The following is a 22,630-nucleotide window of genomic DNA, read 5'->3' on the forward strand; positions in this document are numbered from 1 at the left end:
CGAGGCTCAGTCGGCCGAACCGGCGTCCGTCCGCATTCTGCCGCAGGGTGCGGCCGGGCGGCCCGTGAAACGGGCGGTGTTTACGAGTCCTTGGCCCGGTACCGGCGCATCTTGGCGCGGGCCCCGCACACCTGCATGGAACACCAGCGGCCGCGTCCCCCGGGGCTGCGGTCGTAGTACGCCCAGTGGCAGTCGGCGGCCTCGCACGCCTTGAAGCGGCTCCAGGTGCCGGCCACCAGCGCCTGAGCGACTGCGGCGGCGACGCGGGCGGTCAGGGAGCCCTCCCCGGCCGGGGCGAGGGCGGCTGAGCCGTCGGCCGGGTCGACGGTGACGACCAGCGGGACGGCGGCCAGCAGCTCGCCCAGCGGCGTCACCGCGCGGTGCGGCGGGTGGCCGGCGTGGGCGAGCAGGGTCGCGCGCAGGGACTCGCGCAGCTCCCGGGCCGCGGGTACGTCGTCCTGCGTCAGGCCGAGCGGTGCCCGGCCCTCCTCCGTGTCCAGCGAGTCGGCGCCCGTCTCGAGGTCCAGCGTGTTCACCAGGGTCTCGACCAGGCCCAGGCCGCCCGGTGCGGGCGATCTCTCACTCATGCTTGCGACGTTACCGCCAATACGGCAGCATGCAGTAACCGTTACCGGTTACCCGCACTGTGCTGGTAACCGTGCCAATGGTGCCGACAACCGAAGACCGCGTACTTCAAGGAGGAAGTCATGGCTGTCGCCGAACTGGGCGCCGTCGTCCTGGACTGTCCCGAGCCCCGTGCACTGGCCCGCTTCTACGCCGACGTGCTCGGCGGCACCGTCGAGGGCGAGGGCGACTGGGTGGACCTGACGCTGCCGGACGGACGGGCGCTGGCCTTCCAGGCGGCCCCCGGGTTCGTGCCGCCGAAGTGGCCCGCGCCCGACGACTCGCAGCAGTTCCACCTCGACCTCACCGTCCCGGACCTGGACGCGGCCGAGAAGGACGTCCTCGAGCTGGGCGCGAGGCCGCTGGACACGGAGGACCGCACCCGCACCTTCCGGGTCTACGCCGACCCGGCCGGGCATCCGTTCTGCCTCTGCGCCTGCTGAGCGCCTGCCGGACCGCGCGCGCGTGACACTCGCGCCGACTATCCGTCCAGGTCGGCGATGGTCGCCGTGGACGGCTCGCGGCGCAGCTGGGCCGCCTTCGCCGTGAAGGCGGCGGCACGCAGGACCCGCTGGACGTTGCCCCAGGTCAGCAGGGCCACGTCCGCCTCGTCCCAGCCGCGGCGGAGCAGTTCGGCGATCAGCCGGGGGTAGCAGGAGGGGTCGCCCAGCTCCAGCGGGTGGGCGGTGCCGGTGTCGTAGGTGCCGGACAGGCCGACGCTCTCCGGGCCGGCCACCGTCCGGACGTGGTCGAGGTGGTCGGCGACGTCCCGGACGGTCGGGCCGGTCTGCTCGGCGGTCAGCGGCACCATGCACAGACCGCCGGCCGCGCCCAGCTCCACCAGCAGGTCGTCGGGCAGGTTGGCGGGGTGCGGGCGCAGGGCGCGGGCGGCGGAGCGGGTGCACAGCACCGGCGCCTTGGACACCGCGAAGGTGCGGCGGACGGTCTCGGCACCGGCGCCGGAGAGGTCGGCGACCACACCGAGCCGGTTCATCTCCCGGACGACCTCCTCGCCGAACCGGGTCAGCCCCGCCTCGCTCGCCCAGCTCGCCCCGGACAGCGTCAGTACGCGCAGGCCGAGGGCGTGCAGGGAGCGCAGGATGCCGAGGCGGTCGCCGAGGGCGGCGGCGCCCGCGGGACCGGGCAGCACGGCGACCCGGCCGCAGTTGCGGGCGTCGATGGCCTGCCCCGCGTCGTACGCCAGGCGCAGCCCCTCCGGGTGGGCCCGCACGACCGTCTTGACCAGGTCGAGCTGCTCCAGCGTGGCGCCGACCGCGCGGTCCCCGTCGAGGGACTCGGGCAGGTGCAGCGACCACAGCAGCGCCCCCACGTGTCCCTCGCGCAGCCGCGGCACGTCGGTGTCGACGGCGCTCTCGCCCAGCTCCAGGTCGTACCAGGGCAGGTGCCTGAGCGCCCAGGGCAGGCCGTTGCAGCCGTCGGCGACGGGATGGGCGGCCAGCACGGCGTGCGCCCGGGTCAGCGGCTCGTCGTCGGGGTCGGACACGGGAGCGTAGGGCTCCGGCGGAAAGGCCTCCGCGGCGAGCGGCACGGGCAGGTCGTCGAGCCCACCGGCCTCGGTACCGGTGTGCAGGTCGTCCTGGAGGTCTGCCATGACGGGCTCCGTACGGTCGTCGTGAGGTACGGCCACCGTGGCACGCGGCGGTAAGGGCTTCCTGGTGGGTGGGGCGTTCGGGGGTACGCGGCTCGGCCCTCCCCCGGACACGAGTGGGCGGGGCGACCGGATACACCGGCTGCCCCGCCCTGGGAGAGGTGACGGCTCAGCCGTCGAGCTCCTCCAACGACGCGTTGGACGGCCCCCGCGTCGCCTGAAGCCCCCGGGCCACGTCCTCGGCGGCGTCGAGTACGCGGACCGCGTTCTTCCAGGTCAGCTTGGCCAGGTCGGACTGGGACCAGCCGCGCTCCAGCAGCTCGGCGATCAGGTTCGGGTAGCCGGAGACGTCGCCGAGGCCTTCCGGGGTGAAGGGCGTGCCGTCGTAGTCGCCGCCGAGGCCGAGGTGGTCGATGCCGGCGACCTCGCGCATGTGGTCGAGGTGGTCGGCGACCGTGGACACGGTGGCGACGGGGCGGGGGACGCGCTCCTCGAAGGCGGCGTGCACCTTCATCGCCTCGGCGCTGGAGTCGAGGTGGTGGAAGCCGTGCGCGCGCATGTTGTCGTCGGCCTCGGCGGTCCAGTCGACCGCGGCCTGGAGCACGAACTTCGGCACGAACGTCACCATCGCCATGCCGCCGTTGGCCGGCAGCCGCTCCAGGACGTCGTCCGGGATGTTGCGCGGGTGGTCGCACACCGCGCGGGAGGACGAGTGCGAGAAGATCACCGGCGCGGTGGAGGTCTCCAGCGCGTCACGCATGGTCGTCGCCGCGACGTGCGAGAGGTCGACCAGCATGCCCTCGCGGTTCATCTCCCGCACGACCTCGCGGCCGAAGGCCGACAGGCCCCCGACACCGGGCTCGTCGGTCGCCGAGTCCGCCCACGCGACGTTGTCGTTGTGGGTGAGGGTCATGTAGCGCACGCCGAGCGCGTACAGGGCGCGCAGGGTGGCCAGCGAGTTGTCGATGGAGTGGCCGCCCTCGGCGCCCATCAGGGACGCGATCCGGCCCTCGGCGCGGGCGGCCTCCATGTCGGCGGCGGTCAGGGCGGCCCGCAGCTCGCCGGGGTGGCGGTCGATCAGCCGCCGTACGCAGTCGATCTGCTCCAGCGTCGCCGTCACCGCGCCGGGCAGGTCGGAGCGGACGTACACCGACCAGTACTGCGCGCCGACGCCGCCGGAGCGCAGCCGGGCCAGGTCGGTGTGCAGGTGGGCCGACTGGTCGGCGGCGATGTCGCGGGCGTCGAGGTCGTAGCGGACCTGTTCGCGCAGCGCCCAGGGCAGGTCGTTGTGCCCGTCGACGACCGGGAACTCGCGCAGCAGTTCCCGGGCCCGGTCCAGCGAGGTCATCCGCGTTCCCTCCGTCACTTTCCGAATCCGAAACCGGCCGCCGAGCCGGCGACCTTGTTGCGCAGTCGCTTGCCCTTCTCGGTGGCCTGGTCGTTCAGCTCCTGCTGGAACTCGCGCATCCGGCCGAGCAGTTCCTCGTCGTGGGCGGCCAGGATGCGGGCGGCCAGCAGACCGGCGTTGCGGGCGCCGCCGACGGAGACCGTGGCCACGGGGACGCCGGCCGGCATCTGCACGATGGACAGCAGGCTGTCCATGCCGTCCAGGTACTTCAACGGCACCGGGACGCCGATGACCGGCAGCGGCGTGACCGAGGCGAGCATGCCGGGCAGGTGGGCGGCGCCCCCGGCCCCGGCGATGATCGCCTTGAGGCCGCGTCCGGCGGCCTGCTCGCCGTACGCGATCATCTCGTGCGGCATGCGGTGCGCGGAGACGACGTCGACCTCGTAGGGGACCTCGAACTCGTCGAGGGCCTTGGCGGCGGCCTCCATGACGGGCCAGTCGGAGTCCGACCCCATGACGATGCCTACGACCGGGGTCACCGGGCTGGCCTGGCTCATTCGGTGATCGTCCCTCTCAGGTAGCCGGCAGCGTGACGGGCGCGCTCCAGCACGTCGTCCAGGTCGTCGCCGTAGGTGTTGACGTGGCCGACCTTGCGGCCGGGCTTCACGTCCTTGCCGTACATGTGGATCTTGAGCTGCGGGTCGCGGGCCATGCAGTGCAGGTACGCGGAGTACATGTCCGGGTAGTCGCCGCCCAGGACGTTGACCATCACCGTCCACCTGGCGCGCGGGCGCGGGTCGCCGAGGGGGAGGTCGAGGACCGCGCGGACGTGGTTGGCGAACTGCGAGGTGATCGCGCCGTCCATGGTCCAGTGGCCGGAGTTGTGCGGGCGCATCGCCAGTTCGTTGACCAGGACGCGGCCGTCGCGGGTCTGGAACAGCTCGACGGCGAGGTGGCCGACGACGCCCAGCTCCTTGGCGATGCCGAGCGCCATCTCCTCGGCGCGCAGGGCCAGCGCCTCGTCGAGGTCGGGGGCGGGCGCGATCACCGTGTCGCAGACGCCGCCGACCTGCTGGGACTCGACGACCGGGTAGGCGACCGCCTGGCCGTGCGGGGAGCGGACCACGTTGGCGGCCAGCTCGCGGACGAAGTCGACCTTCTCCTCCGCCAGCACGGGCACTCCGGCGCGGAACGGCTCGGCGGCCTCCTCGACGGAGTCCACGACCCACACGCCTTTGCCGTCGTACCCGCCGCGGACCGTCTTGAGGACGACGGGGAAACCGTCCCCCTCGTCCGCGAAGGCGGCCACGTCGGCCGGATCGCGCACGATCCGGTGGCGCGGGCAGGGCACGCCGATCGCGTCGAGCTTCGCGCGCATCACGCCCTTGTCCTGGGCGTGCACGAGCGCCTCGGGACCGGGGCGGACGGGGATGCCGTCCGCCTCCAGGGCCTTGAGGTGCTCGGTCGGCACATGTTCGTGATCGAAGGTGATCACGTCACAGCCGCGCGCGAACTCGCGCAACGTGTCCAGATCGCGATAGTCGCCGACGACGACTTCGTTCACGACCTGCGCCGCAGAGTCCTGGGGAGTGTCACTGAGAAGCTTGAACCTGATGCCCAACGGGATGCCCGCCTCGTGTGTCATACGAGCGAGCTGGCCACCGCCGACCATGCCGACTACCGGGAACGTCACACCCCTAGCGTATCGGCCGCACGCGGCCCACCTGTTTACCGGCCGTTTCCCGCCGGTCCCGGCGCCCGTTCCGGCCCGCGTGGGTCCGTCCGCAGGAAGATCGCGCGTCCGGGTGGTTAGCATGAACGGATTGACGCCAACCCTGGACGGGGGCCTGCACGACCATGGGACATGGTTCCTCGGGTGCTCAGACGGCTCCCTCCGCGCCCGACGCGCCCCGTGCCGGGACCCGGGAGCGGGCCGGGATGCGGGAGCGGATCGACGGTCTCGTGCGCGAGGTCGTGAAGTTCGGCGCCGTGGGCGGCGCGGGGGTGCTGGTCAACCTCCTCGTCTTCAACTTCGTACGGCACACCACCGACCTCCAGGTGGTGCGGGCCAGCATCATCGCCACGGTCGTCGCGATCGTCTTCAACTACGTGGGCTTCCGCTACTTCACCTACCGCGACCGGGACAAGAGCGGCCAGACCCGCGAGATGTCGCTGTTCCTGCTGTTCAGCGCGGTCGGCCTGGTCATCGAGAACGGCGTGCTCTACACGGCGACGTACGGGTTCGGCTGGGACAGCCCGCTGCAGAGCAACATCTTCAAGTTCCTCGGCATCGGGATCGGCACCCTGTTCCGCTTCTGGTCGTACCGCAGCTGGGTCTTCCGCGCGCTGCCCGCCCGTGAGCCGGTGACGCGGGCGGAGACCTTCCTGGAGCACGAGCACCCGACTGCGGTCCCTCGCGCGGACGGCGCGCCCGCCGGCCACCGCTGACGCGCTCCCCTCACCCGAGGGGGGCGCTCAGCGCACGGTCTCCCCACCGTCCGCCGAGGACTTCTTCGAGGGCGGCGTGCGGGACAGGAACAGCCCGAAGACCGGCGGACGCCCCTGGAGCAGTTCGAGGCGGCCGCCGTCCGCCTCCGCGAGATCGCGGGCGACGGCGAGCCCGATGCCGGTGGAGTTGCGCCCGCTGATCGCGCGCTCGAAGATCCGCGCCCCCAGGTCGCCCGGGACGCCGGGGCCCTCGTCGGTGACCTCGACCACGGCCTGGTTGCCGGTCACCCGGGTCCGCAGGGCCACCGTGCCGCCGCCGTGCATCAGGGAGTTCTCGATCAGCGCGGCCAGCACCTGCGCCACGGCGCCCGGGGTGCCCACGGCCGTCAGATGGCGCTTGCCGGAACTGACGATGGCCCGCCCCTCACTGCGGTAGGCCGGGCGCCATTCGGCGATCTGCTGCTGGATGACGTCGTCCAGCTCGAAGGTGACGGCGGAGCCGCTGCGCGGGTCGCGGGAGTTGGTGAGCAGCCGGTCCACGACATCCGTCAGCCGTTCCACCTGCGACAGCGCGATCGTCGCCTCCTCCTTCACCGTCTCCGGCTCGTCGGTCAGGGTGATCTCCTCCAGCCGCATCGACAGCGCGGTCAGCGGCGTGCGCAGCTGGTGGGAGGCGTCGGCGGCCAGCCGGCGCTCGGCGGTGAGCATCCGGGCGATGCGCTCCGCGGAGGAGTCCAGCACGTCCGCGACCCGGTCCAGCTCGGGGACGCCGTACCGCTTGTGCCGCGGGCGCGGGTCGCCGGAGCCGAGGCGTTCGGCGGTCTCGGCGAGGTCGGTGAGCGGGGAGGCGAGGCGGTTGGCCTGCCGGATCGCCAGCACTACGGCGGCGATCACCGCGAGCAGCGCCACCAGACCGATGATCAGCAGGGTCCGCCCGACCTCCCGGGTCACCGAGGAGCTGGGCTCCTCGACGAGGACCGTCTCGCCCTCCTCGCCGGTGGCCCTGCCCTGGAGGACATCCCCCGTCGGCTTGCTGCCGACCTCGACGACCGGCTCGCCGGGGATGCGGATCACGGCGTACCGGGCGTCGCGGATCTGCTCCCGCAGGAAGTCCTCGTCGACGGAACCGGTGCCGATGAGCCGGCTGTCGACGATGCTGGCCAGCCGCACCGCTTCCAGGTCGACCCGTTCCTGGGCCGTGCTGCTGATGGTCCGGGTCTCGACGATGACGAGGGAGACGCCGAAGACGGCGATCACCACGAGCACCACGGCGAGCGTGGACTGGATCAGTCGACGGCGCATGTCCTCTTACCCGCGAGGCCCGCTCGGGGCTCGCTCAGTTCTTCTCGAAACGGAAGCCCACGCCGCGCACGGTGGCGATGTAGCGCGGGTTGGCCGCGTCGTCGCCCAGCTTCTTGCGCAGCCAGGAGATGTGCATGTCGAGGGTCTTGGTCGACGACCACCAGGTGGTGTCCCAGACCTCGCGCATCAGCTGGTCGCGGGTGACGACCCGGCCGGCGTCGCGCACCAGGACCCGCAGCAGGTCGAACTCCTTCGCGGTGAGCTGGAGCTCCTCCTCGCCCATCCAGGCCCGGTGCGACTCGACGTCGATGCGCACACCGTGGGTGGCGGGCGGCTGCGGCGGCTCGGCGGCACCGCGGCGCAGCAGGGCCCGGACCCGGGCGAGCAGTTCGGCGAGGCGGAAGGGCTTGGTGACGTAGTCGTCGGCGCCCGCGTCCAGGCCGACGACGGTGTCCACCTCGTCGGCGCGCGCGGTCAGGATCAGGATCGGCACGGCGTGGCCCTCGGACCGCAGCCGGCGGGCGACCTCGAGTCCGTCCATGCCCGGCAGGCCCAGGTCCAGCACGACCAGGTCGATGCCGCCCTGCAACCCAGCGTCGAGTGCGGTGGGTCCGTCCTCACGCACCTCGACCTCGTACCCTTCCCTGCGCAGTGCGCGGGCCAGCGGCTCCGAGATGGACGCGTCGTCCTCGGCGAGCAGTACACGGGTCATGGCCTGATGGTAGACCGCTCGGAGCAACGCCCGGGGCAAGATCGCCCCGCGGACCGCCGCACCCCGCCACCCCCGCGTCCGGACCTGCGGCTGTGGGGTGCCATCCTGGAGGAAACCTTCGAAAGATCGTTCACGGTTCCACTATTACCTGTGATCCGCGTCTCAAGTCCTTCCATACCGGGCGGTGTCCTGCCGTATGGTGAATCAGCGCCTGTAGCACCCAGCGGACCTTTGGCGACAGTTCGACGCTGAAGGTCTTTTTTGTGTGCGGGCCGACCCCCACGGTCGGCCTTGAAAGGAATGACCTGTGGCCGGGCCTCACCGCGTGCAGTGACGCGCGCAGAGGCGTGGATCCCGGTGGCCGCCGCCCACCGCTTCGCAATCCGGAGCGGATCCCTCAGGCGTGGGACGGGCGGGGAAGGCCGCCGGTGCCGGCCGCCCCCCACCGGGCGCGCATCGCCTCATGAGCGCGTCCCGACCAGCAAGGATCGACCATGGCGTCCAGCCTGACGAAGGACTCGGTCACCCCGGGCACCCCCGGCACCGAGAAGACCTTCTTCGGCCACCCCCGCGGACTGGCCACACTCTTCATGACCGAGATGTGGGAGAGGTTCTCCTACTACGGCATGAGGGCTCTGCTCCCGCTGTACCTCGTCGCCCCGGGTGGCCTCGGCCTCGGCGCCGGCACCGCGACCGCGATCTACTCGGTGTACCTCTCGCTGGTGTACCTGCTCACGATGCCGGGCGGCTGGTTCGGCGACCGAGTCTGGGGTCCCCGCAAGACCGTCGCCATCGCCGGCGGCGTGATCATGCTCGGCCACCTCACGCTGGCGCTGCCGTCCTCCGGCACGTTCTACGCGGGCCTCGGCCTGGTCGCCATCGGCTCGGGTCTGCTGAAGGCCAACATCTCCACGATGGTCGGCCAGCTCTACGACGGACCCGACGACCCGCGCCGCGACGGTGGCTTCACCGTCTTCTACATGGGCATCAACCTCGGTGCCTTCGCCGCGCCGCTGACCATCGGCACCATCGGCGAGAACGTCAACTGGCACCTGGGCTTCGCGCTCGCCGCGGTCGGCATGGGCCTGGGCGTGCTCCAGTTCCTGATCGGCAGCCGCCACCTGGCCGCGCACTCCAGCGTGGTCCCCAAGCCGCTGTCCGTCGAGGAGAAGACCTCGACGCTGCGCAAGGCCGCCTTCTGGGCCGCGCTGGCCGTCGTCTTCTACGCGATCGTCGGCTTCTCCGGCCACTACACCCTGAACTGGATCCTGGTTCCGCTGACCCTGCTCGGCGTGATCATCCCGGTGCTGGTGCTGACCAACATCAAGCGCGACAAGTCCCTGGACCGCGCCGAGCAGTCCAAGATGTCGGCGTACATCTGGTTCTTCGTCGCCGCCGCCGTGTTCTGGATGATCTACGACCAGGGCGGCTCGACCCTGTCGCTGTTCGCCGACTCCTCGGCCAACAACAGCGTCTTCGGCTGGAGCTTCCCGGTCTCCTGGTACCAGTCGGTCAACCCGGTCATCATCATGGCCCTGGCCCCGGTCTTCGCCACGGTGTGGCTGGCGCTCAACCGCCGGGGCAAGGAGCCCAGCACGGTCGTCAAGTTCTGCGGCGGTCTGGTCCTGGTCGGCGCGTCCTTCTTCCTCTTCCTGGCCCCGCTGGGCATCGCGGAGGGCGGCCACAAGGCCGCTGCCATGTGGCTGGTGGCGATCTACTTCGTCCAGACCTGCGGTGAGCTGATGCTCTCCCCGGTCGGCCTGTCGGTGACGACGAAGATGGCGCCGGTGAAGTACGCCTCGCAGATGATGGGCGTCTGGTTCCTGGCCGTCACCGCCGGTGACGCCACGACCGGCCTGCTCTCCATCGCCGGCGTCGACCTCAACCGGACGGGCATCGTCGCCGCGGAGGCCACTCTCGCGGTGGTCGCGGGCGTCGCGATCTGGATGTACCGCAAGCGCGTCAAGGAACTCATGGGCGACGTGCGCTGAGCCCCGCGGGCCCGCCCGCTTCTTCTCGGAGGGTCACCTCATCCGACGGATGGGGTGACCCTCCGGGCGTTCGGTGGTGGACATGTCGGGCGGCGGCCTCTTGGCCGGTCGAGACGGGTGGACGAGTAGACGAGTAGACGGGTCGGCAACGACCCGCGCGAGCGCCGCAGGCCTACGCGGGAGCCCCCAGCTCCGCCCACACCCGCTTGCCCGCGACCCCCGGCGTCCGTACGACGCCCCAGTCCAGGCACAGCCGCTGCACGATGAACATGCCGTGACCGCCGGGGCGCCCCGCGCGGTGCGGGGTCCGCGGCGCCGGCTGCCCCGTACCGCGGTCGGAGACCTCCAGCCGGATCACCTTCTTCTCGCAGGTGATCGACAGCTCGTCCGGGCCCTCCGCATGGAGACACGCGTTGGTGACCAGCTCGGAGACCACGAGCAGGACGTCCTCCGCGGCGGCACGCTGGTCCGCGGTGGCGGAGGGCAGCCAGCCCCAGGCGTACAGCGCCTCGCGGGTGAAGTCACGGGCCAGCGGGACGACCCCGCTCGCGTCCTCGAAGCTCAGCCTGCGGGACTGCCGCCCGCCGCCCTCCCCGGACGCGGAGGCGGGCGCGGACGCCGCCCCGGAAGCGCCGCCGGGCTCCGGACCGCGGTCGCCCGGCGGGTAGGGCCGGGTGGTGCTCATCAGCGCTTCACCTCACCGATTCACCAGTTCACGTTTCAAAGTCGTAGACAGCCGTGTCGTACACAGCCGGTTCAGGGTGTCTCCTGCCCGACCGGATCGCACGAACACCCCTGTATTGCGCACGAAACCCGGCGCGGGGTGAGAACACCCGCTCCGGGAAGCACACGCGCCCCTCCGTCGGCCGGACAAGGACGGCTCAGTCGGACGCGTCGGCCAGGGCGGCCGCAAGCGTGTCATGAAGGGTGAAGACCGCTTCGGCCCCCGTGATCTCGAACACGCGCGCCACTACCGGCTGCATGGCCACCAAATGCACTCCGCCCCCCGCGGCCTCCGCCTTCAACCGGGCGCCGAGCAGGACGTTGAGCCCCGTGGAGTCGCAGAACTCCAGCCGTGAGCAGTCCACGACGAGCCGGTTGAATCCCTTGTCGAGACAGTCCTCCAGCGGCTCGCGCAACAGATCGGCGGTGTGGTGATCCAGCTCACCCGCCGGGGTCACGACGGCGCTGGCGCCCTCTTCCCGTACCTCGACCAGAAGCCGGCCCGACTGGGCACTGCCGACCGTCCCGCGGTCCATGCCGTTTCTCTCTCCCGAGGTCGTGACTGCTTGCTGACGCACTCGAACACTACGCCTTCCCACCGCACTCCGACACCCGAACAACCGCACACAAACGGACATACCCGCACAGAACACACTTGCGGTCAGCTCGGTAAACCCGGTAGGGCTAGTAGGACACGTAAACCGACACGGCCGGCTTTGGAGGCGCCGCACACCGCAGTGCACGAATTTGGCTTCGGCAGCCGTATGCCGAGAACGATGGAGGACATCATGTCACCCCGGCTCGACGGATCGCGTACCCAAGAAGCGACGTCGACACTCCCTCCGGAACATCTGGATCCCATCGAGCACCATGACGCGGTCGTCGACGACGGCGCACTCGCCGGGCTTCCGGACATCCCCGCGTACGACGAGGTCGCTCCGGCGGACGCCAGGGCCCTGTCCAAGACCCTCTTCGAGCGGCTGGAGTCGCTGGAGGAAGGCACCCACGAGTACGCGTACGTCCGCAACACGCTCGTCGAGCTGAACCTCGCGCTGGTCAAGTTCGCCGCCTCCCGCTTCCGCTCGCGCAGCGAGCCGATGGAGGACATCATCCAGGTCGGCACCATCGGCCTGATCAAGGCGATCGACCGCTTCGAGATGTCGCGCGGTGTGGAGTTCCCCACGTTCGCGATGCCGACCATCATCGGCGAGATCAAGCGCTTCTTCCGCGACACCTCGTGGTCCGTGCGCGTCCCGCGCCGCCTCCAGGAGCTGCGGCTCGACCTGGCGAAGGCCGGTGACGAGCTGGCCCAGCGCCTCGACCGCGCCCCCACGGTGACCGAGCTGGCCGAGCACCTCGGCCTGTCCAAGGACGAGGTCGTCGAGGGCATGGCGGCGTCCAACGCCTACACCGCCTCCTCGCTGGACGCCCAGCCGGAGGAGGACGACGCGGAGGGCGCGCTCGCCGACCGCATCGGCTACGAGGACCACGGGCTCGAAGGCATCGAGTACGTCGAGTCGCTGAAGCCGCTGATCGCCGAGCTGCCCTCCCGCGACCGGAAGATCCTCTCCCTCCGTTTCGTCGCCGGCATGACCCAGTCGGAGATCGGCGAGGAGCTGGGCATCTCCCAGATGCATGTCTCGCGGCTGCTGTCGCGCACACTCGTACGGCTGCGCAAGGGGCTCACGGTCGAGGAGTAGTCCTCGTCATCGCCGTGTGACGCTTGCCCTCCAGGGGGGCGGTCCGAAGCCGGGCCGCCCCCCTTCGGGCTGCCGTGGGCCCTCACACGGAGTTGGCGACCAGGGCGGCCGTCGGCAGGAACGGCACCAGGACGCACAGCAGCCAGAACGGGCGCGGGGCGAGGGAGGTCCCGCGCCGCAGGGGTCTGTTGGCCAGCCACCAGACGATCCCGAACAGCGCGACGACCGGGACGACGATCACCAGCCACAGCGCCATGCCGTCGTTCTCCGTCGGCTCGCGCACGGTCCAGCCGAGCTCGGCCAGCGGCCAGTTCGCCAGCAGGTACCAGACGAGCCAGATCGGCACCACGGCCGGAACGCCGAGGAGCAGGTTCACCAGGAACGGCGCACCCCATGCCCGCCAGTGCCTCGCCATCCGCCTCGCCCCCGCTCCCCGGTTCACACGCGGGTCACAGCTTACGCACGCCCCGCCGCCACACCCCCGCGACCAGGGGCACCCCGGGCCGGTAGGCCAGGTGGACGTGGCTCGGGGCGTCGAGCAGCGTCAGGTCGGCGTACGCGCCGGGGACCAGGCGGCCGACGTCCTCGCGGCGCAGGGCCGCGGCACCGCCCGCGGTGGCCGACCAGACCGCCTCGTCCGGCGTCATCCCCATGTCCCGTACCGCGAGCGCGATACAGAAGGGGACGGAGGACGTGAAGGAGGAGCCGGGGTTGCAGTCGGTGGAGAGGGCCACCGTGGCACCCGCGTCGATGAGACGCCGGGCGTCCGGCCACTGGGCGCGGGTGGAGAACTCGGCGCCGGGCAGCAGGGTCGCGACCGTACGGCTGTTCGCGAGGGCGTCCACGTCGGCGTCGGTGAGGTGGGTGCAGTGGTCGGCGCTGGCGGCGTCGAGTTCGACGGCGAGTTGGACGCCGGGGCCGTAGGAGAGCTGGTTGGCGTGGATGCGGGGGTGCAGGCCCCTGGCCCGGCCCGCGGTGAGGATCGCGCGGGCCTGGTCGCCGTCGAAGGCGCCCTGCTCGCAGAACACGTCGATCCAGCGGGCGTGCGGGGCGCAGGCGTCGAGCATCTCGCCGGTGACCAGGTCGACGTAGGCGGCGGGGTCGTCGGCGAGTTCGGGGGCGACGATGTGGGCGCCGAGGAAGGTGACCTCGTCGGTGTGGCGGGCGGCGACGCGCAGGGCGCGGGACTCGTCGGCGGTGGTCAGGCCGTAGCCGGACTTGGTCTCGAAGGTCGTGGTGCCCTGGCGCAGGGCCTCGGCGAGGTAGCGGGTGAGGGACGCCTCCAGTTCCGCGTCGCTCGCGGCGCGGGTGGCGGCGACGGTGGTGCGGATGCCGCCCGCGCTGTAGGGGCGGCCGGACATCCGGGCGTTGAACTCCTCGGTGCGGTCGCCCGCGAAGAGGAGGTGGGAGTGGGAGTCGACGAAGCCGGGGAGGACCGCCCGGCCGGCGGCGTCGACCCGATTGTCAGTGGCGGGTGCTTTGCTTGATTCACCGGTCCACACGACGCGGTCGCCCTCGATGACGACGGCCGCGTCCCGGACCAGACCGAGCGGGGAGTGGTCGCCGAGGGAGGGGTCGTTGGTGACGAGTGCGGCGATGTTGGTGATGACGGTGCTGCTGCTCATGGGGTCCCTGGTGTCCTCGTGGGGGCGGGGGCTGGTCGTTCTGCTCAGGCGCGCAGGGCTTCGACGGCCCGCGCCAGGGCCTGCGGCACATCCGGTACGAGGGCGTGCGCCCCGTCGCGTACGACGTGCCGCCCGCCCACGACCGTGTGCCGTACGTCCGCTGCCGTCGCGGCGAATACGGCCGTCTCGGCGCCGAGCCTGGGCAGCGGCCCCGCTGTCCTGACCGAGTCCAGCGCGACCGTCGCGAGGTCGGCACGGGCTCCGGCCTCGATGCGGCCGGTGTCGTCCCAGCCGAGGGCGGCGTGCCCGTCGGCGGTGGCGGCCCGCAGCAGGGCGGCGGCGGTCCAGTGGCCGCGGGCGCGGGTGCGCAGGCGCTCGTTCAGCTCCATGGCGCGCGCTTCTTCCAGCAGGTCGACGACGGCGTGGCTGTCCGAGCCGAGGGAGAGCGGGGAGCCGGCCCGTTGGAGCGCGGCCGCGGGGCCGATGCCGTCGGCCAGGTCCCGTTCCGTGGTGGGGCACATGCAGGTGCCGGTGCGGCTGCCGCCGAGCAGGGCGATGTCCTCGTCGGTGAGGTGGGTGTTGTGGACGCCGGTGGTGCGGGCGCCCAGCACCCCGTGGTCGGCGAGGAGGCGGGTCGGGGTGCGGCCGTGGGCCTGGCGGCAGGCGTCGTTCTCGGCGGTCTGCTCGGACAGGTGCACATGCAGCGGGGCCCGCCGCGCCTCGGCCCACTGCGCCACGGTCGCCAACTGGTCCGCGGGCACGGCCCGTACGGAGTGGATCGCGGCCCCGATCCGTGCGTGATCCCGTTCCTTGAGAACTGAACAGCGTTCGGCCCAGGCCTGAGCCGTGCCGTCGGAGAAGCGGAGCTGGTGGGTGTTCGGGGGGTCGCCGAAGCCGGAGGACAGGTAGCAGGTGTCGAGGAGGGTGATGCGGACACCGGCTTCGGCGGCGGCCTCGATCAGCGCCTCGCCCATCGCGTTGGGGTCGGCGTAGGGGGTGCCTCCGGGCGCGTGGTGCACGTAGTGGAACTCGCCGACGGCGGTGATGCCCGCCAGCGCCATCTCGGCGTACACGGCGCGGGCGAGGGCGTGGTAGGTGTCCGGGGTCAGCCGGTCGGCGACCGAGTACATCACCTCTCGCCAGGTCCAGAAGGTGCCCGAGCCGACCTGGACGGTGCCGCGCAGCGCGCGGTGGAAGGCGTGGCTGTGCGCGTTGGCGAGGCCGGGCAGGGTCAGTCCGCGCAGGATCTCGGCGCCCGGGGGCGGGGTGGGGACGCCCGTCCGGACCGCGGCGATGCGGCCGTCGCTCACGTCCACGGCGACACCCGGCTCGACGTGGGTGCCGAGCCAGGCGTGCTCCAGCCAGTACGTGCGGGTCCGCTCGGAGGAGGTCACGTGCAGGCCAGCCCTTCCAGTACGTCGGCGAGTGCGTTCACCCCGGCCACGCAGTCGTCCTCGGCGGCGTACTCGGCCGGGGAGTGCGAGACGCCGGTGGGGTTGCGTACGAACAGCATGGCGGTCGGGATGCGGTCGGCGAGGATTCCGGCGTCGTGTCCGGCGCCGGTGCCGAGGACGGGCACCCTCAGCTCCGTCTCCGTGCCGAGGATGCGGGCGAGTTCGTCGCGCAGGGCGTGGTCGAACTCGACGACGGGCGTGAAGGACTCGCGGACCACGTCGAGGTCCACGCCCTGGGCCGCGGCGTACTCACGGGCGGCCTTCTCGATGCCGGTGACCACGGTGTCCAGGCTCGCCTGGTCGGCGGCGCGGGAGTCGAGCCAGCCGCGTACCAGGGAGGGGACGGCGTTGACGCCGTTGGGCTCGACGCCGATCTTGCCGAAGGTGGCCACGGCGCCGGCGAGTTCGGCCTCGCGGCGGGCGGCGAGGACGGTCTCGGCGTACGACAGCATCGGGTCGTGCCGGTCGGCGAGGCGGGTGGTGCCGGCGTGGTTGGCCTCGCCCCGGAAGTCGAACCGCCAGCGTCCGTGCGGCCAGATGGCGGAGGCGATGCCGACACGGTCGCCGGACAGGTCGAGGGCGCGGCCCTGCTCGACGTGGAGTTCGACGAAGGCACCGATGCGGGCCAGCCGTTCGGGGTCGGGGCCCAGGGTGCCCGGGTCGTACCCGGCGGACTCCATGGCCTGCGGGAGGGTGATGCCGTCGCCGTCGGTGAGGCGGTGCGCCTGCTCGACGGTGAGCGCGCCCGCGGTGAGCCGGGAGCCGACGCAGGCGAGGCCGAAGCGGGCGCCCTCCTCGTCGCCGAAGTTGACGATGCCGAGCGGCCTGGTGAACCGCGCTCCCCTCCCGCGCAGTTCGTCCAGGGCGGCGAAGGCGGAGACCACGCCGAGGGGGCCGTCGAAGGCGCCGCCGTCGGGCACGGAGTCCAGGTGGGACCCGGTGACGACGGCGTTACCGGCCGCCGGGTCGCCGAGCCAGGCCCACTGGTTGCCGTTGCGGTCGGTCTCGTAGGCCAGGCCGCGTGCCTCGGCCTGCTCCTGGAACCAGGTCCGGCAGTCGGCGTCGGCGCCGGTCCAGGCGGCGCGGCGGTAGCCGCCGGAGGCGGAGCTGCGGCCGACCGGCAGCAGCTCCGCCCACATGCTGTGGAAGCTCACGCGCCGTCACCCTCGCGCATCGGCACCCGCACGTCGCGCTCGGCCGCCACCGACTCGGCGATGTCGTACCCGGCGTCGACGTGCCGGATGACGCCCATGCCGGGGTCGTTGGTGAGCACCCGGCGGATCTTCTCCCCGGCGAGCGGGGTGCCGTCGGCAACGGTGACCTGCCCGGCGTGGATGGAGCGGCCCATGCCGACGCCGCCACCGTGGTGGAGGGAGACCCAGGAGGCACCGGAGGCCACGTTGACCATGGCGTTGAGCAGCGGCCAGTCGGCGATGGCGTCGGAGCCGTCGAGCATCGCCTCGGTCTCGCGGTACGGGGAGGCGACGGAGCCGCAGTCGAGGTGGTCGCGGCCGATGACGATCGGTGCGGCCAGCTCGCCGCTCGCGACCATGTCGTTGAAGCGCTCGCCGGCCTTGTCCCGCTCGCCGTAGCCGAGCCAGCAGATGCGGGCGGGCAGGCCCTGGAAGTGGACGCGCTCCCCCGCCATCTTGATCCAGCGGGCCAGCGACTCGTTCTCCGGGAAGAGGTCGAGGATCGCCTTGTCGGTCTTGGCGATGTCGGCGGGGTCGCCGGACAGGGCGGCCCAGCGGAAGGGGCCCTTGCCCTCGCAGAACAGCGGGCGGATGTACGCCGGTACGAAGCCCGGGAAGGCGAACGCCCGGCCGTACCCGGCGAGCTGGGCCTCGCCCCGGATGGAGTTGCCGTAGTCGAAGACCTCGGCACCGGCGTCCTGGAAGCCGACCATGGCCTCGACGTGCCGGGCCATGGACTCGCGGGCCCGGGTGGTGAAGCCGGCCGGGTCCTTGGCGGCGGCGTCGGCCATGTCCTCGAAGGCGATGCCGGTGGGCAGGTAGGCCAGCGGGTCGTGGGCCGAGGTCTGGTCGGTGACGATGTCGATCGGGGCGCCCATGGCGAGCAGCTGCGGGACCAGCTCGGCGGCGTTGCCGAGGACGCCGATGGACAGCGGCCTGCGCCGGTCGCGGGCCTCGGTGGCCAGCTGGAGGGCGTGGTCGAGGGAGTCGGCCTTCACGTCGAGGTAGCGGTGCTCGATGCGGCGGTCGATGGCGCGCGGGTCGCAGTCGACGCAGATCACGACGCCGTCGTTCATGGTGACCGCGAGGGGCTGGGCGCCGCCCATGCCGCCGAGTCCTGCGGTGAGGGTGATGGTCCCGGCCAGGGTGCCGCCGAACTTCTTGGCGGCGACGGCGGCGAAGGTCTCGTAGGTGCCCTGGAGGATGCCCTGGGTGCCGATGTAGATCCAGGAGCCGGCCGTCATCTGCCCGTACATGGTCAGGCCGAGGGCCTCCAGGCGGCGGAACTCCTCCCAGTTGGCCCAGTCGCCGACGAGGTTGGAGTTGGCGATGAGGACGCGCGGGGCCCACTCGTGGGTCTGCATGACGCCGACCGGGCGGCCGGACTGGACGAGCATCGTCTCGTCCTGCTTGAGGGTGCGCAGGGTCCGCACCATCGCGTCGAAGGAGCGCCAGTCGCGGGCCGCCTTGCCGGTGCCGCCGTAGACGACGAGCTTGTCGGGGTGCTCGGCGACCTCCGGGTCGAGGTTGTTCTGCAGCATCCGCAGGGCGGCCTCCTGCTGCCAGCCCAGGGCGCTCGGCTCGGTACCGCGTGGCGCTCGGACAGGACGAGGTCCGGACATGGTCTGCCTCCTGGTGGCTTGCTCCCGGCGGATTGTTGCTATGGATATTCATATCCTCGCCTCCTGAATAGAGCTAGTCAACAGGGTCGTGTCCGTGCCGCGCGCAAACGAGCGCGGGGCCCCGGTCGGGGGCCCCGCGCTCGTACTGCCGGATGTCGTTCAGACCGCCGCCGGCGTCTTCCGCCTCGCTCCACCCGGTGCCGCGTCGCCCGCCGCGATGCCGGTGCTGCGGTAGGCCTTGACCGCCTTGCCCGCGGGGCGGCCCGCGTTGTCGGCGAGCCAGTCCACCCGGACCCACAGCAGGGCGTCCCCGGCCTGTTCGCGGCGGCCGATCCAGGCGGACTTGAGCCACAGCCCGGCACCGCAGCCGGCCAGCAGCAGCCCACCGGCGGCAGGCAGGGCGAAGGCGCTGCCGAGGGCGGCGAGGAAGGCGAGGAGCAGCCACCAGCGGTGGCCCCGGCGCCAGTTGCGCACGGTCACCCCGCGGTCCTGGAGCACGTCGTGCTTGCCCGCGCGGACCGCCGAACCGGCCAGGGCCGTGTAGCGCCGCCGGCGCAGCCACGCCACGACGGCCGTGGCGACGATGAAGAGGGCGGCGCCCGCCAGCACACCGATCCGGCGTCCGGTGAGCCCCGGCACCAGCACGCCGATGCCCGCCGCGAAAACGCCCAGCCACCACAGTGGTGCGGCGCCCGCCCGTACGACGACGGCGACCCGAGCCAGCCCCACCTGTCCTCCGCGCGCCACGTCCTGCCTCCTGTCCCGTTCCTGCCTGTGCGATGCGTCTGAAGGGTGTGTCAGGCGCCGCACTGTAACGGGGCAAGCTGAGACGAATCTGAGAACCCGTCCGCCGTCCGGGTCACCTCGGGGGTGCTCCCGGGCCAGTCGGGTCAGTCCACGAAGAGCCCCCGCGCCGCGGCCTTGGCGTCGAACTCCTCCAGCCGGGCCTGCGCGTCCGGCAGGTCGTCGCACATCGCCTCCAGGAGCACCCGGCCGAGCAGCATCGGCGCGCAGGCGGTGTCGAAGGCGAGGCCGGTGCCGACGGCGGCGGGCAGCAGCAGGTCGGACACCTTGGCGACCGGCGCGAAGGCGGAGTCGGCGACGGTCACCACCGTGAGCCCGGCCTCCTTGGCGTGGGCGAGCGTCTCGACGACCTCGCGCGGGTGCCGGGGCAGGGCGAAGCAGAGCAGTGTACCCGCCCCGGCCCGGACGGCGGCGTCGATGCGGTCGCGCAGCATCGTGCCGCCCTCGCCGAGGAGCCGGACGTCCGGGTGGACCTTGGCGGCGAAGTAGGCGAAGCCGTGTGCCTGGGCGGCGGCGGCCCGCAGCCCGAGCACCGGCAGCGGCCGGCTCCCGGCGAGCAGGCGGCCCGCCTCCCGCACGGGCCCCGGGTCGGCCAGCACCTCCGCGAGGTGCCGCAGGTTCTCGATCTCGGCCGCCACGGCCTGCTGGTACTCGTTGACGGCACCGGTGTCCGCGGCCGGTTCCGCGGGCGCGACCTCGCGCAGATGACGGCGCAGCGCCGGGTAGCCGTCGAAGCCGAGGGCGACGGCGAAGCGGGTCACGGACGGCTGGCTGACCCCCGCCAGCTCGGCCAGCTCCACGCTGGACAGGAAGGGCACGTCGGGGGCCCGGCGCACCATGCTGTGCGCGATGCGCCGCTGGGTCGGCGTCAGCCGGTGCCCTTCGAAGAGCGTCTGCAGCCGCGCGGCCGGACTGTCGGTCCCGCTCGTCCCGCTGGTGCCGCCGGTCCCGTTCATGACGTGGCCCCCTCGACCTATTCACGCGCCCCGACTTCTGCATACCTTTATACAGCGAGGCGGCGTCGCAGGCCGACCCGTACCGGCCCGCCCCCGGTGAAAACGGGGGCTGTCCCCAGTGCCGCCGGCGACCCCGCTGCCTAACGTGGGGTCCATGACGGGAATGGACGCACGCGACGCCGACCTCAAGAAGGAACTCGACGCCACCCTGCAGACCCGCAGGGAGCTGGGCGAGGAGTACGAGTCCGCGCTGGTCGACTCGTTCCTGGAGAAGGTCGACCAGCGCATCGACGGGGCGGTGGAGCGCCGGGTGCGCCGGCAGCTCGCCGAGCAGCAGATGACGGCCGCCCGGGACAGCCGGACGCCGGGTCCCACGGACTCCTTCGGCGAGCGCTTCGGCTTCGGCATCGTCTCGCTGGTGCTCGCCATCCCGCTGTCCGCGATCGGCGGCGGCGTGGCGCACCTGCCCGGGATGCTGGTCGCCTGGGCGGGCATCGTCGGGGTCAACGTGGTCCAGGTCGCCCGCACCAACCCGGACCTGTTCGGGCGGCGCCGCCGCGCCGAGCGGGACGACGCCTGGCAGGACTGAGAGAGACAGGACTGAGAAAGGCCTGGAGGACCGGGGGAAGACTGCGCGGGGACCGCCGCACCCCCATCGCTGGGGGGCGGGACGACGGCGGTCCCCGCGGGGGACGCGCGCGGTGCCGGGCCTCACGGCCGGGGCGGCGCGTCCGTGGCGTCCTTGGAGGTCCGGGAGCCGCTCCGGAAGGTCCGTGACGCCGTTCGGCGCCGGCGGAACCGGGGAGCCTCCCCCAGGGCTGAACGCCTGGGAGGTGCCTCCACCAGTCCCTGCCGACACCCCTTACTCTGCCGGTCCCGTGTTAAGCGACTGCTGCGCGCACATGACGCGCGCGTACCACTTCCGCGAAGTCCGCGAAGATCACCGGCCGGGTCACGGATCCCCGCCCGACCCGCTCGTCCTACTTGCCCTTGGCGAGGAAGGACAGCAGGTCCTGCCGGCTCACCACACCGGTCGGCTTGCCCTCGACGAGGACGATCGCCGCGTCGGCGCCGCCGAGCACCGACATCAGGTCCGCGACCGGCTCGCCGGAGCCGACCTGGGGCAGCGGGGCGGACATGTGCTTCTCCAGCGGGTCCTCCAGCGAGGCGCGCTTGGCGAACAGCGCGTCCAGCAGCTCGCGCTCCACCACCGAGCCGACGACCTCGGCGGCCATGACGTCCGGGTGACCGGCGCCGGGCTTGACGATCGGCATCTGCGAGACGCCGTACTCGCGCAGCACCTCGATGGCCTGGCCGACGGTCTCGTCCGGGTGCATGTGGACGAGGGAGGGGATGTGGCCGCCCTCCTTGTGGTTCAGGACCTCCGCGACGCGGGCGCTGGGTCCCGCGTCCTCCAGGAAGCCGTAGTCGGCCATCCACTCGTCGTTGAAGATCTTGCTGAGGTAGCCGCGTCCGCTGTCCGGCAGCAGGACGACCACCACGTCGTCCTCACCGAGCCGCGCCGCCACCTCCAGGGCCGCGACGACCGCCATGCCGCAGGAGCCGCCGACCAGCAGGCCCTCCTCCTTGGCGAGGCGGCGGGTCATCTGGAAGGAGTCCTTGTCGGAGACGGCGACGATCTCGTCGGCGACCTCGCGGTCGTACGCCGTCGGCCAGAAGTCCTCGCCGACGCCCTCGACCAGGTACGGGCGCCCGGAGCCGCCGGAGTAGACGGAGCCCTCGGGGTCGGCGCCGATCACCTTGACCGCGCCGTCACTGGCGTCCTTCAGGTACCGGCCGGTGCCGGAGATGGTGCCGCCGGTGCCGACACCGGCCACGAAGTGGGTGATCTTCCCCTCGGTCTGCTCCCACAGCTCGGGGCCCGTGGAGTGGTAGTGCGAGAGCGGGTTGTTCGGGTTGGAGTACTGGTCCGGCTTCCAGGCGCCCGGCGTCTCGCGGACCAGCCGGTCGGAGACGTTGTAGTACGAGTCGGGGTGCTCGGGGTCGACCGCGGTCGGGCAGACCACGACCTCGGCGCCGTACGCGCGCAGCACGTTGATCTTGTCGGTGGACACCTTGTCGGGGCAGACGAAGATGCACTTGTAGCCCTTCTGCTGGGCCACGATGGCGAGGCCGACGCCGGTGTTGCCGCTGGTCGGCTCGACGATCGTGCCGCCCGGCTGCAACTCACCGCTCTTCTCCGCGGCCTCGATCATGCGCAGGGCGATGCGGTCCTTCACCGAGCCGCCCGGGTTGAAGTACTCCACCTTGGCCAGGACGGTCGCCCTGATCCCCTTGGTCACGCTGTTGAGCCGCACCAGCGGGGTGTTGCCGACGAGGCTGATCATCGAGTCGTGGAATTGCACCGTGGTCTCCGGATGCCGCAAATGAAGGGTCGATATCGGTCCGGCCAGCCTATGGCCTGCGGGCCCGCGGATGCCCCGTGACGGTCGTTCACCCTGCGTTGAGATTGGGCGACCGTCCGTACGGGGCAAGGAGTGGGTGTACGGGTTGAGGAG

The 22,630-nt window shown here is 72.1% G+C and carries 22 protein-coding genes; 5 read left to right on the forward strand and 17 right to left on the reverse strand.

Annotated features, from left to right (window positions below):
* Window positions 1-80 precede the first annotated feature (80 nt).
* Entirely contained in the window at window positions 81-587 is a 507-nt protein-coding gene (locus ACH4D3_RS30365; RefSeq protein WP_398328566.1) for a CGNR zinc finger domain-containing protein, read from the reverse strand.
* Between the two features lie 120 nt (window positions 588-707).
* Here ACH4D3_RS30365 and ACH4D3_RS30370 point away from each other — a divergent pair, with 120 nt between their 5' ends.
* A complete protein-coding gene (locus ACH4D3_RS30370; protein ID WP_398328568.1) occupies window positions 708-1,067 on the forward strand; it encodes a VOC family protein in 360 nt (119 codons plus the stop codon).
* 38 nt (window positions 1,068-1,105) lie between these two features.
* Here the strand turns inward: ACH4D3_RS30370 and ACH4D3_RS30375 are convergent, their stop codons facing one another.
* The 4 genes from ACH4D3_RS30375 to ACH4D3_RS30390 form a co-directional block, all read right to left on the reverse strand.
* Entirely contained in the window at window positions 1,106-2,236 is a 1,131-nt protein-coding gene (locus ACH4D3_RS30375; RefSeq protein WP_398328571.1) for a dipeptidase, read from the reverse strand.
* A 166-nt stretch (window positions 2,237-2,402) separates the two neighbouring features.
* Window positions 2,403-3,581 (reverse strand): dipeptidase, encoded by a 1,179-nt coding sequence (locus ACH4D3_RS30380; RefSeq protein ID WP_398328574.1) that lies wholly within the window; start codon window positions 3,579-3,581, stop codon window positions 2,403-2,405.
* A gap of 14 nt (window positions 3,582-3,595) precedes the next feature.
* Window positions 3,596-4,138, reverse strand: a complete 543-nt coding sequence (gene purE, locus ACH4D3_RS30385; protein ID WP_398328577.1) for a 5-(carboxyamino)imidazole ribonucleotide mutase — start codon at window positions 4,136-4,138, stop codon at window positions 3,596-3,598.
* Window positions 4,135-5,274, reverse strand: a complete 1,140-nt coding sequence (locus ACH4D3_RS30390) for a 5-(carboxyamino)imidazole ribonucleotide synthase (RefSeq protein WP_398328580.1) — start codon at window positions 5,272-5,274, stop codon at window positions 4,135-4,137. The genes purE and ACH4D3_RS30390 overlap by 4 nt, the downstream gene beginning before the upstream one ends.
* 164 nt (window positions 5,275-5,438) lie before the next feature.
* Between ACH4D3_RS30390 and ACH4D3_RS30395 the strand changes: the two genes are divergently transcribed.
* On the forward strand, window positions 5,439-6,029 hold the full coding sequence (locus ACH4D3_RS30395; RefSeq protein ID WP_398328583.1) for a GtrA family protein: 591 nt from the start codon (window positions 5,439-5,441) through the stop codon (window positions 6,027-6,029).
* Between the two features lie 27 nt (window positions 6,030-6,056).
* Here ACH4D3_RS30395 and draK read toward each other — a convergent pair whose 3' ends face one another.
* Window positions 6,057-7,331, reverse strand: a complete 1,275-nt coding sequence (gene draK / locus ACH4D3_RS30400) for a two-component system sensor histidine kinase DraK (RefSeq protein ID WP_398328586.1) — start codon at window positions 7,329-7,331, stop codon at window positions 6,057-6,059.
* A gap of 34 nt (window positions 7,332-7,365) precedes the next feature.
* A complete protein-coding gene (locus ACH4D3_RS30405; protein WP_115742474.1) occupies window positions 7,366-8,043 on the reverse strand; it encodes a response regulator transcription factor in 678 nt (225 codons plus the stop codon).
* A 494-nt stretch (window positions 8,044-8,537) separates the two neighbouring features.
* Between ACH4D3_RS30405 and ACH4D3_RS30410 the strand changes: the two genes are divergently transcribed.
* Entirely contained in the window at window positions 8,538-10,034 is a 1,497-nt protein-coding gene (locus tag ACH4D3_RS30410; protein ID WP_398328590.1) for an MFS transporter, read from the forward strand.
* A gap of 172 nt (window positions 10,035-10,206) precedes the next feature.
* Here the strand turns inward: ACH4D3_RS30410 and ACH4D3_RS30415 are convergent, their stop codons facing one another.
* Together ACH4D3_RS30415 and ACH4D3_RS30420 are read right to left on the reverse strand one after the other, a co-directional pair.
* Window positions 10,207-10,719: an ATP-binding protein gene (locus ACH4D3_RS30415; protein WP_398328593.1), complete on the reverse strand. Its 513-nt coding sequence runs from the start codon at window positions 10,717-10,719 to the stop codon at window positions 10,207-10,209.
* A gap of 196 nt (window positions 10,720-10,915) precedes the next feature.
* The gene (locus ACH4D3_RS30420; protein WP_398328596.1) at window positions 10,916-11,293 is read right to left on the reverse strand and encodes an STAS domain-containing protein; all 378 of its coding nucleotides are present in this window, start codon (window positions 11,291-11,293) and stop codon (window positions 10,916-10,918) included.
* Window positions 11,294-11,533: 240 nt separating this feature from the next.
* On the opposite strand from ACH4D3_RS30420, the gene ACH4D3_RS30425 reads away from it, so the two are divergent.
* The gene (locus ACH4D3_RS30425; RefSeq protein WP_398328599.1) at window positions 11,534-12,457 is read left to right on the forward strand and encodes an RNA polymerase sigma factor SigF; all 924 of its coding nucleotides are present in this window, start codon (window positions 11,534-11,536) and stop codon (window positions 12,455-12,457) included.
* Window positions 12,458-12,539: 82 nt separating this feature from the next.
* Here ACH4D3_RS30425 and ACH4D3_RS30430 read toward each other — a convergent pair whose 3' ends face one another.
* The 7 genes from ACH4D3_RS30430 to ACH4D3_RS30460 form a co-directional block, all read right to left on the reverse strand.
* Window positions 12,540-12,872 carry a hypothetical protein gene (locus ACH4D3_RS30430; protein WP_398328602.1) on the reverse strand — a complete coding sequence of 111 codons (333 nt, stop codon included), beginning with the start codon at window positions 12,870-12,872 and terminating at the stop codon, window positions 12,540-12,542.
* Window positions 12,873-12,906: 34 nt separating this feature from the next.
* The gene (gene hutI, locus ACH4D3_RS30435) at window positions 12,907-14,082 is read right to left on the reverse strand and encodes an imidazolonepropionase (protein ID WP_398328604.1); all 1,176 of its coding nucleotides are present in this window, start codon (window positions 14,080-14,082) and stop codon (window positions 12,907-12,909) included.
* 44 nt (window positions 14,083-14,126) lie between these two features.
* Window positions 14,127-15,476 carry a formimidoylglutamate deiminase gene (locus ACH4D3_RS30440; protein ID WP_398328607.1) on the reverse strand — a complete coding sequence of 450 codons (1,350 nt, stop codon included), beginning with the start codon at window positions 15,474-15,476 and terminating at the stop codon, window positions 14,127-14,129.
* On the reverse strand, window positions 15,473-16,690 hold the full coding sequence (locus ACH4D3_RS30445; RefSeq protein WP_398328610.1) for an allantoate amidohydrolase: 1,218 nt from the start codon (window positions 16,688-16,690) through the stop codon (window positions 15,473-15,475). The genes ACH4D3_RS30440 and ACH4D3_RS30445 overlap by 4 nt, the downstream gene beginning before the upstream one ends.
* Window positions 16,687-18,351: a urocanate hydratase gene (gene hutU, locus ACH4D3_RS30450; protein ID WP_398328613.1), complete on the reverse strand. Its 1,665-nt coding sequence runs from the start codon at window positions 18,349-18,351 to the stop codon at window positions 16,687-16,689. Before hutU ends, ACH4D3_RS30445 begins: the two co-directional genes overlap by 4 nt.
* A gap of 159 nt (window positions 18,352-18,510) precedes the next feature.
* Window positions 18,511-19,098: a hypothetical protein gene (locus tag ACH4D3_RS30455; RefSeq protein ID WP_398328616.1), complete on the reverse strand. Its 588-nt coding sequence runs from the start codon at window positions 19,096-19,098 to the stop codon at window positions 18,511-18,513.
* A 143-nt stretch (window positions 19,099-19,241) separates the two neighbouring features.
* The gene (locus tag ACH4D3_RS30460) at window positions 19,242-20,111 is read right to left on the reverse strand and encodes a MurR/RpiR family transcriptional regulator (protein ID WP_398328619.1); all 870 of its coding nucleotides are present in this window, start codon (window positions 20,109-20,111) and stop codon (window positions 19,242-19,244) included.
* A 163-nt stretch (window positions 20,112-20,274) separates the two neighbouring features.
* On the opposite strand from ACH4D3_RS30460, the gene ACH4D3_RS30465 reads away from it, so the two are divergent.
* The gene (locus tag ACH4D3_RS30465) at window positions 20,275-20,700 is read left to right on the forward strand and encodes a hypothetical protein (protein ID WP_398329045.1); all 426 of its coding nucleotides are present in this window, start codon (window positions 20,275-20,277) and stop codon (window positions 20,698-20,700) included.
* Between the two features lie 391 nt (window positions 20,701-21,091).
* Here ACH4D3_RS30465 and ACH4D3_RS30470 read toward each other — a convergent pair whose 3' ends face one another.
* Window positions 21,092-22,477, reverse strand: a complete 1,386-nt coding sequence (locus tag ACH4D3_RS30470; RefSeq protein WP_398328622.1) for a cystathionine beta-synthase — start codon at window positions 22,475-22,477, stop codon at window positions 21,092-21,094.
* Window positions 22,478-22,630 lie beyond the last annotated feature (153 nt).

The organism is Streptomyces sp. NPDC018026, assembly GCF_044327745.1.
In the GTDB taxonomy this organism is placed as follows: domain Bacteria; phylum Actinomycetota; class Actinomycetes; order Streptomycetales; family Streptomycetaceae; genus Streptomyces; species Streptomyces rubrogriseus.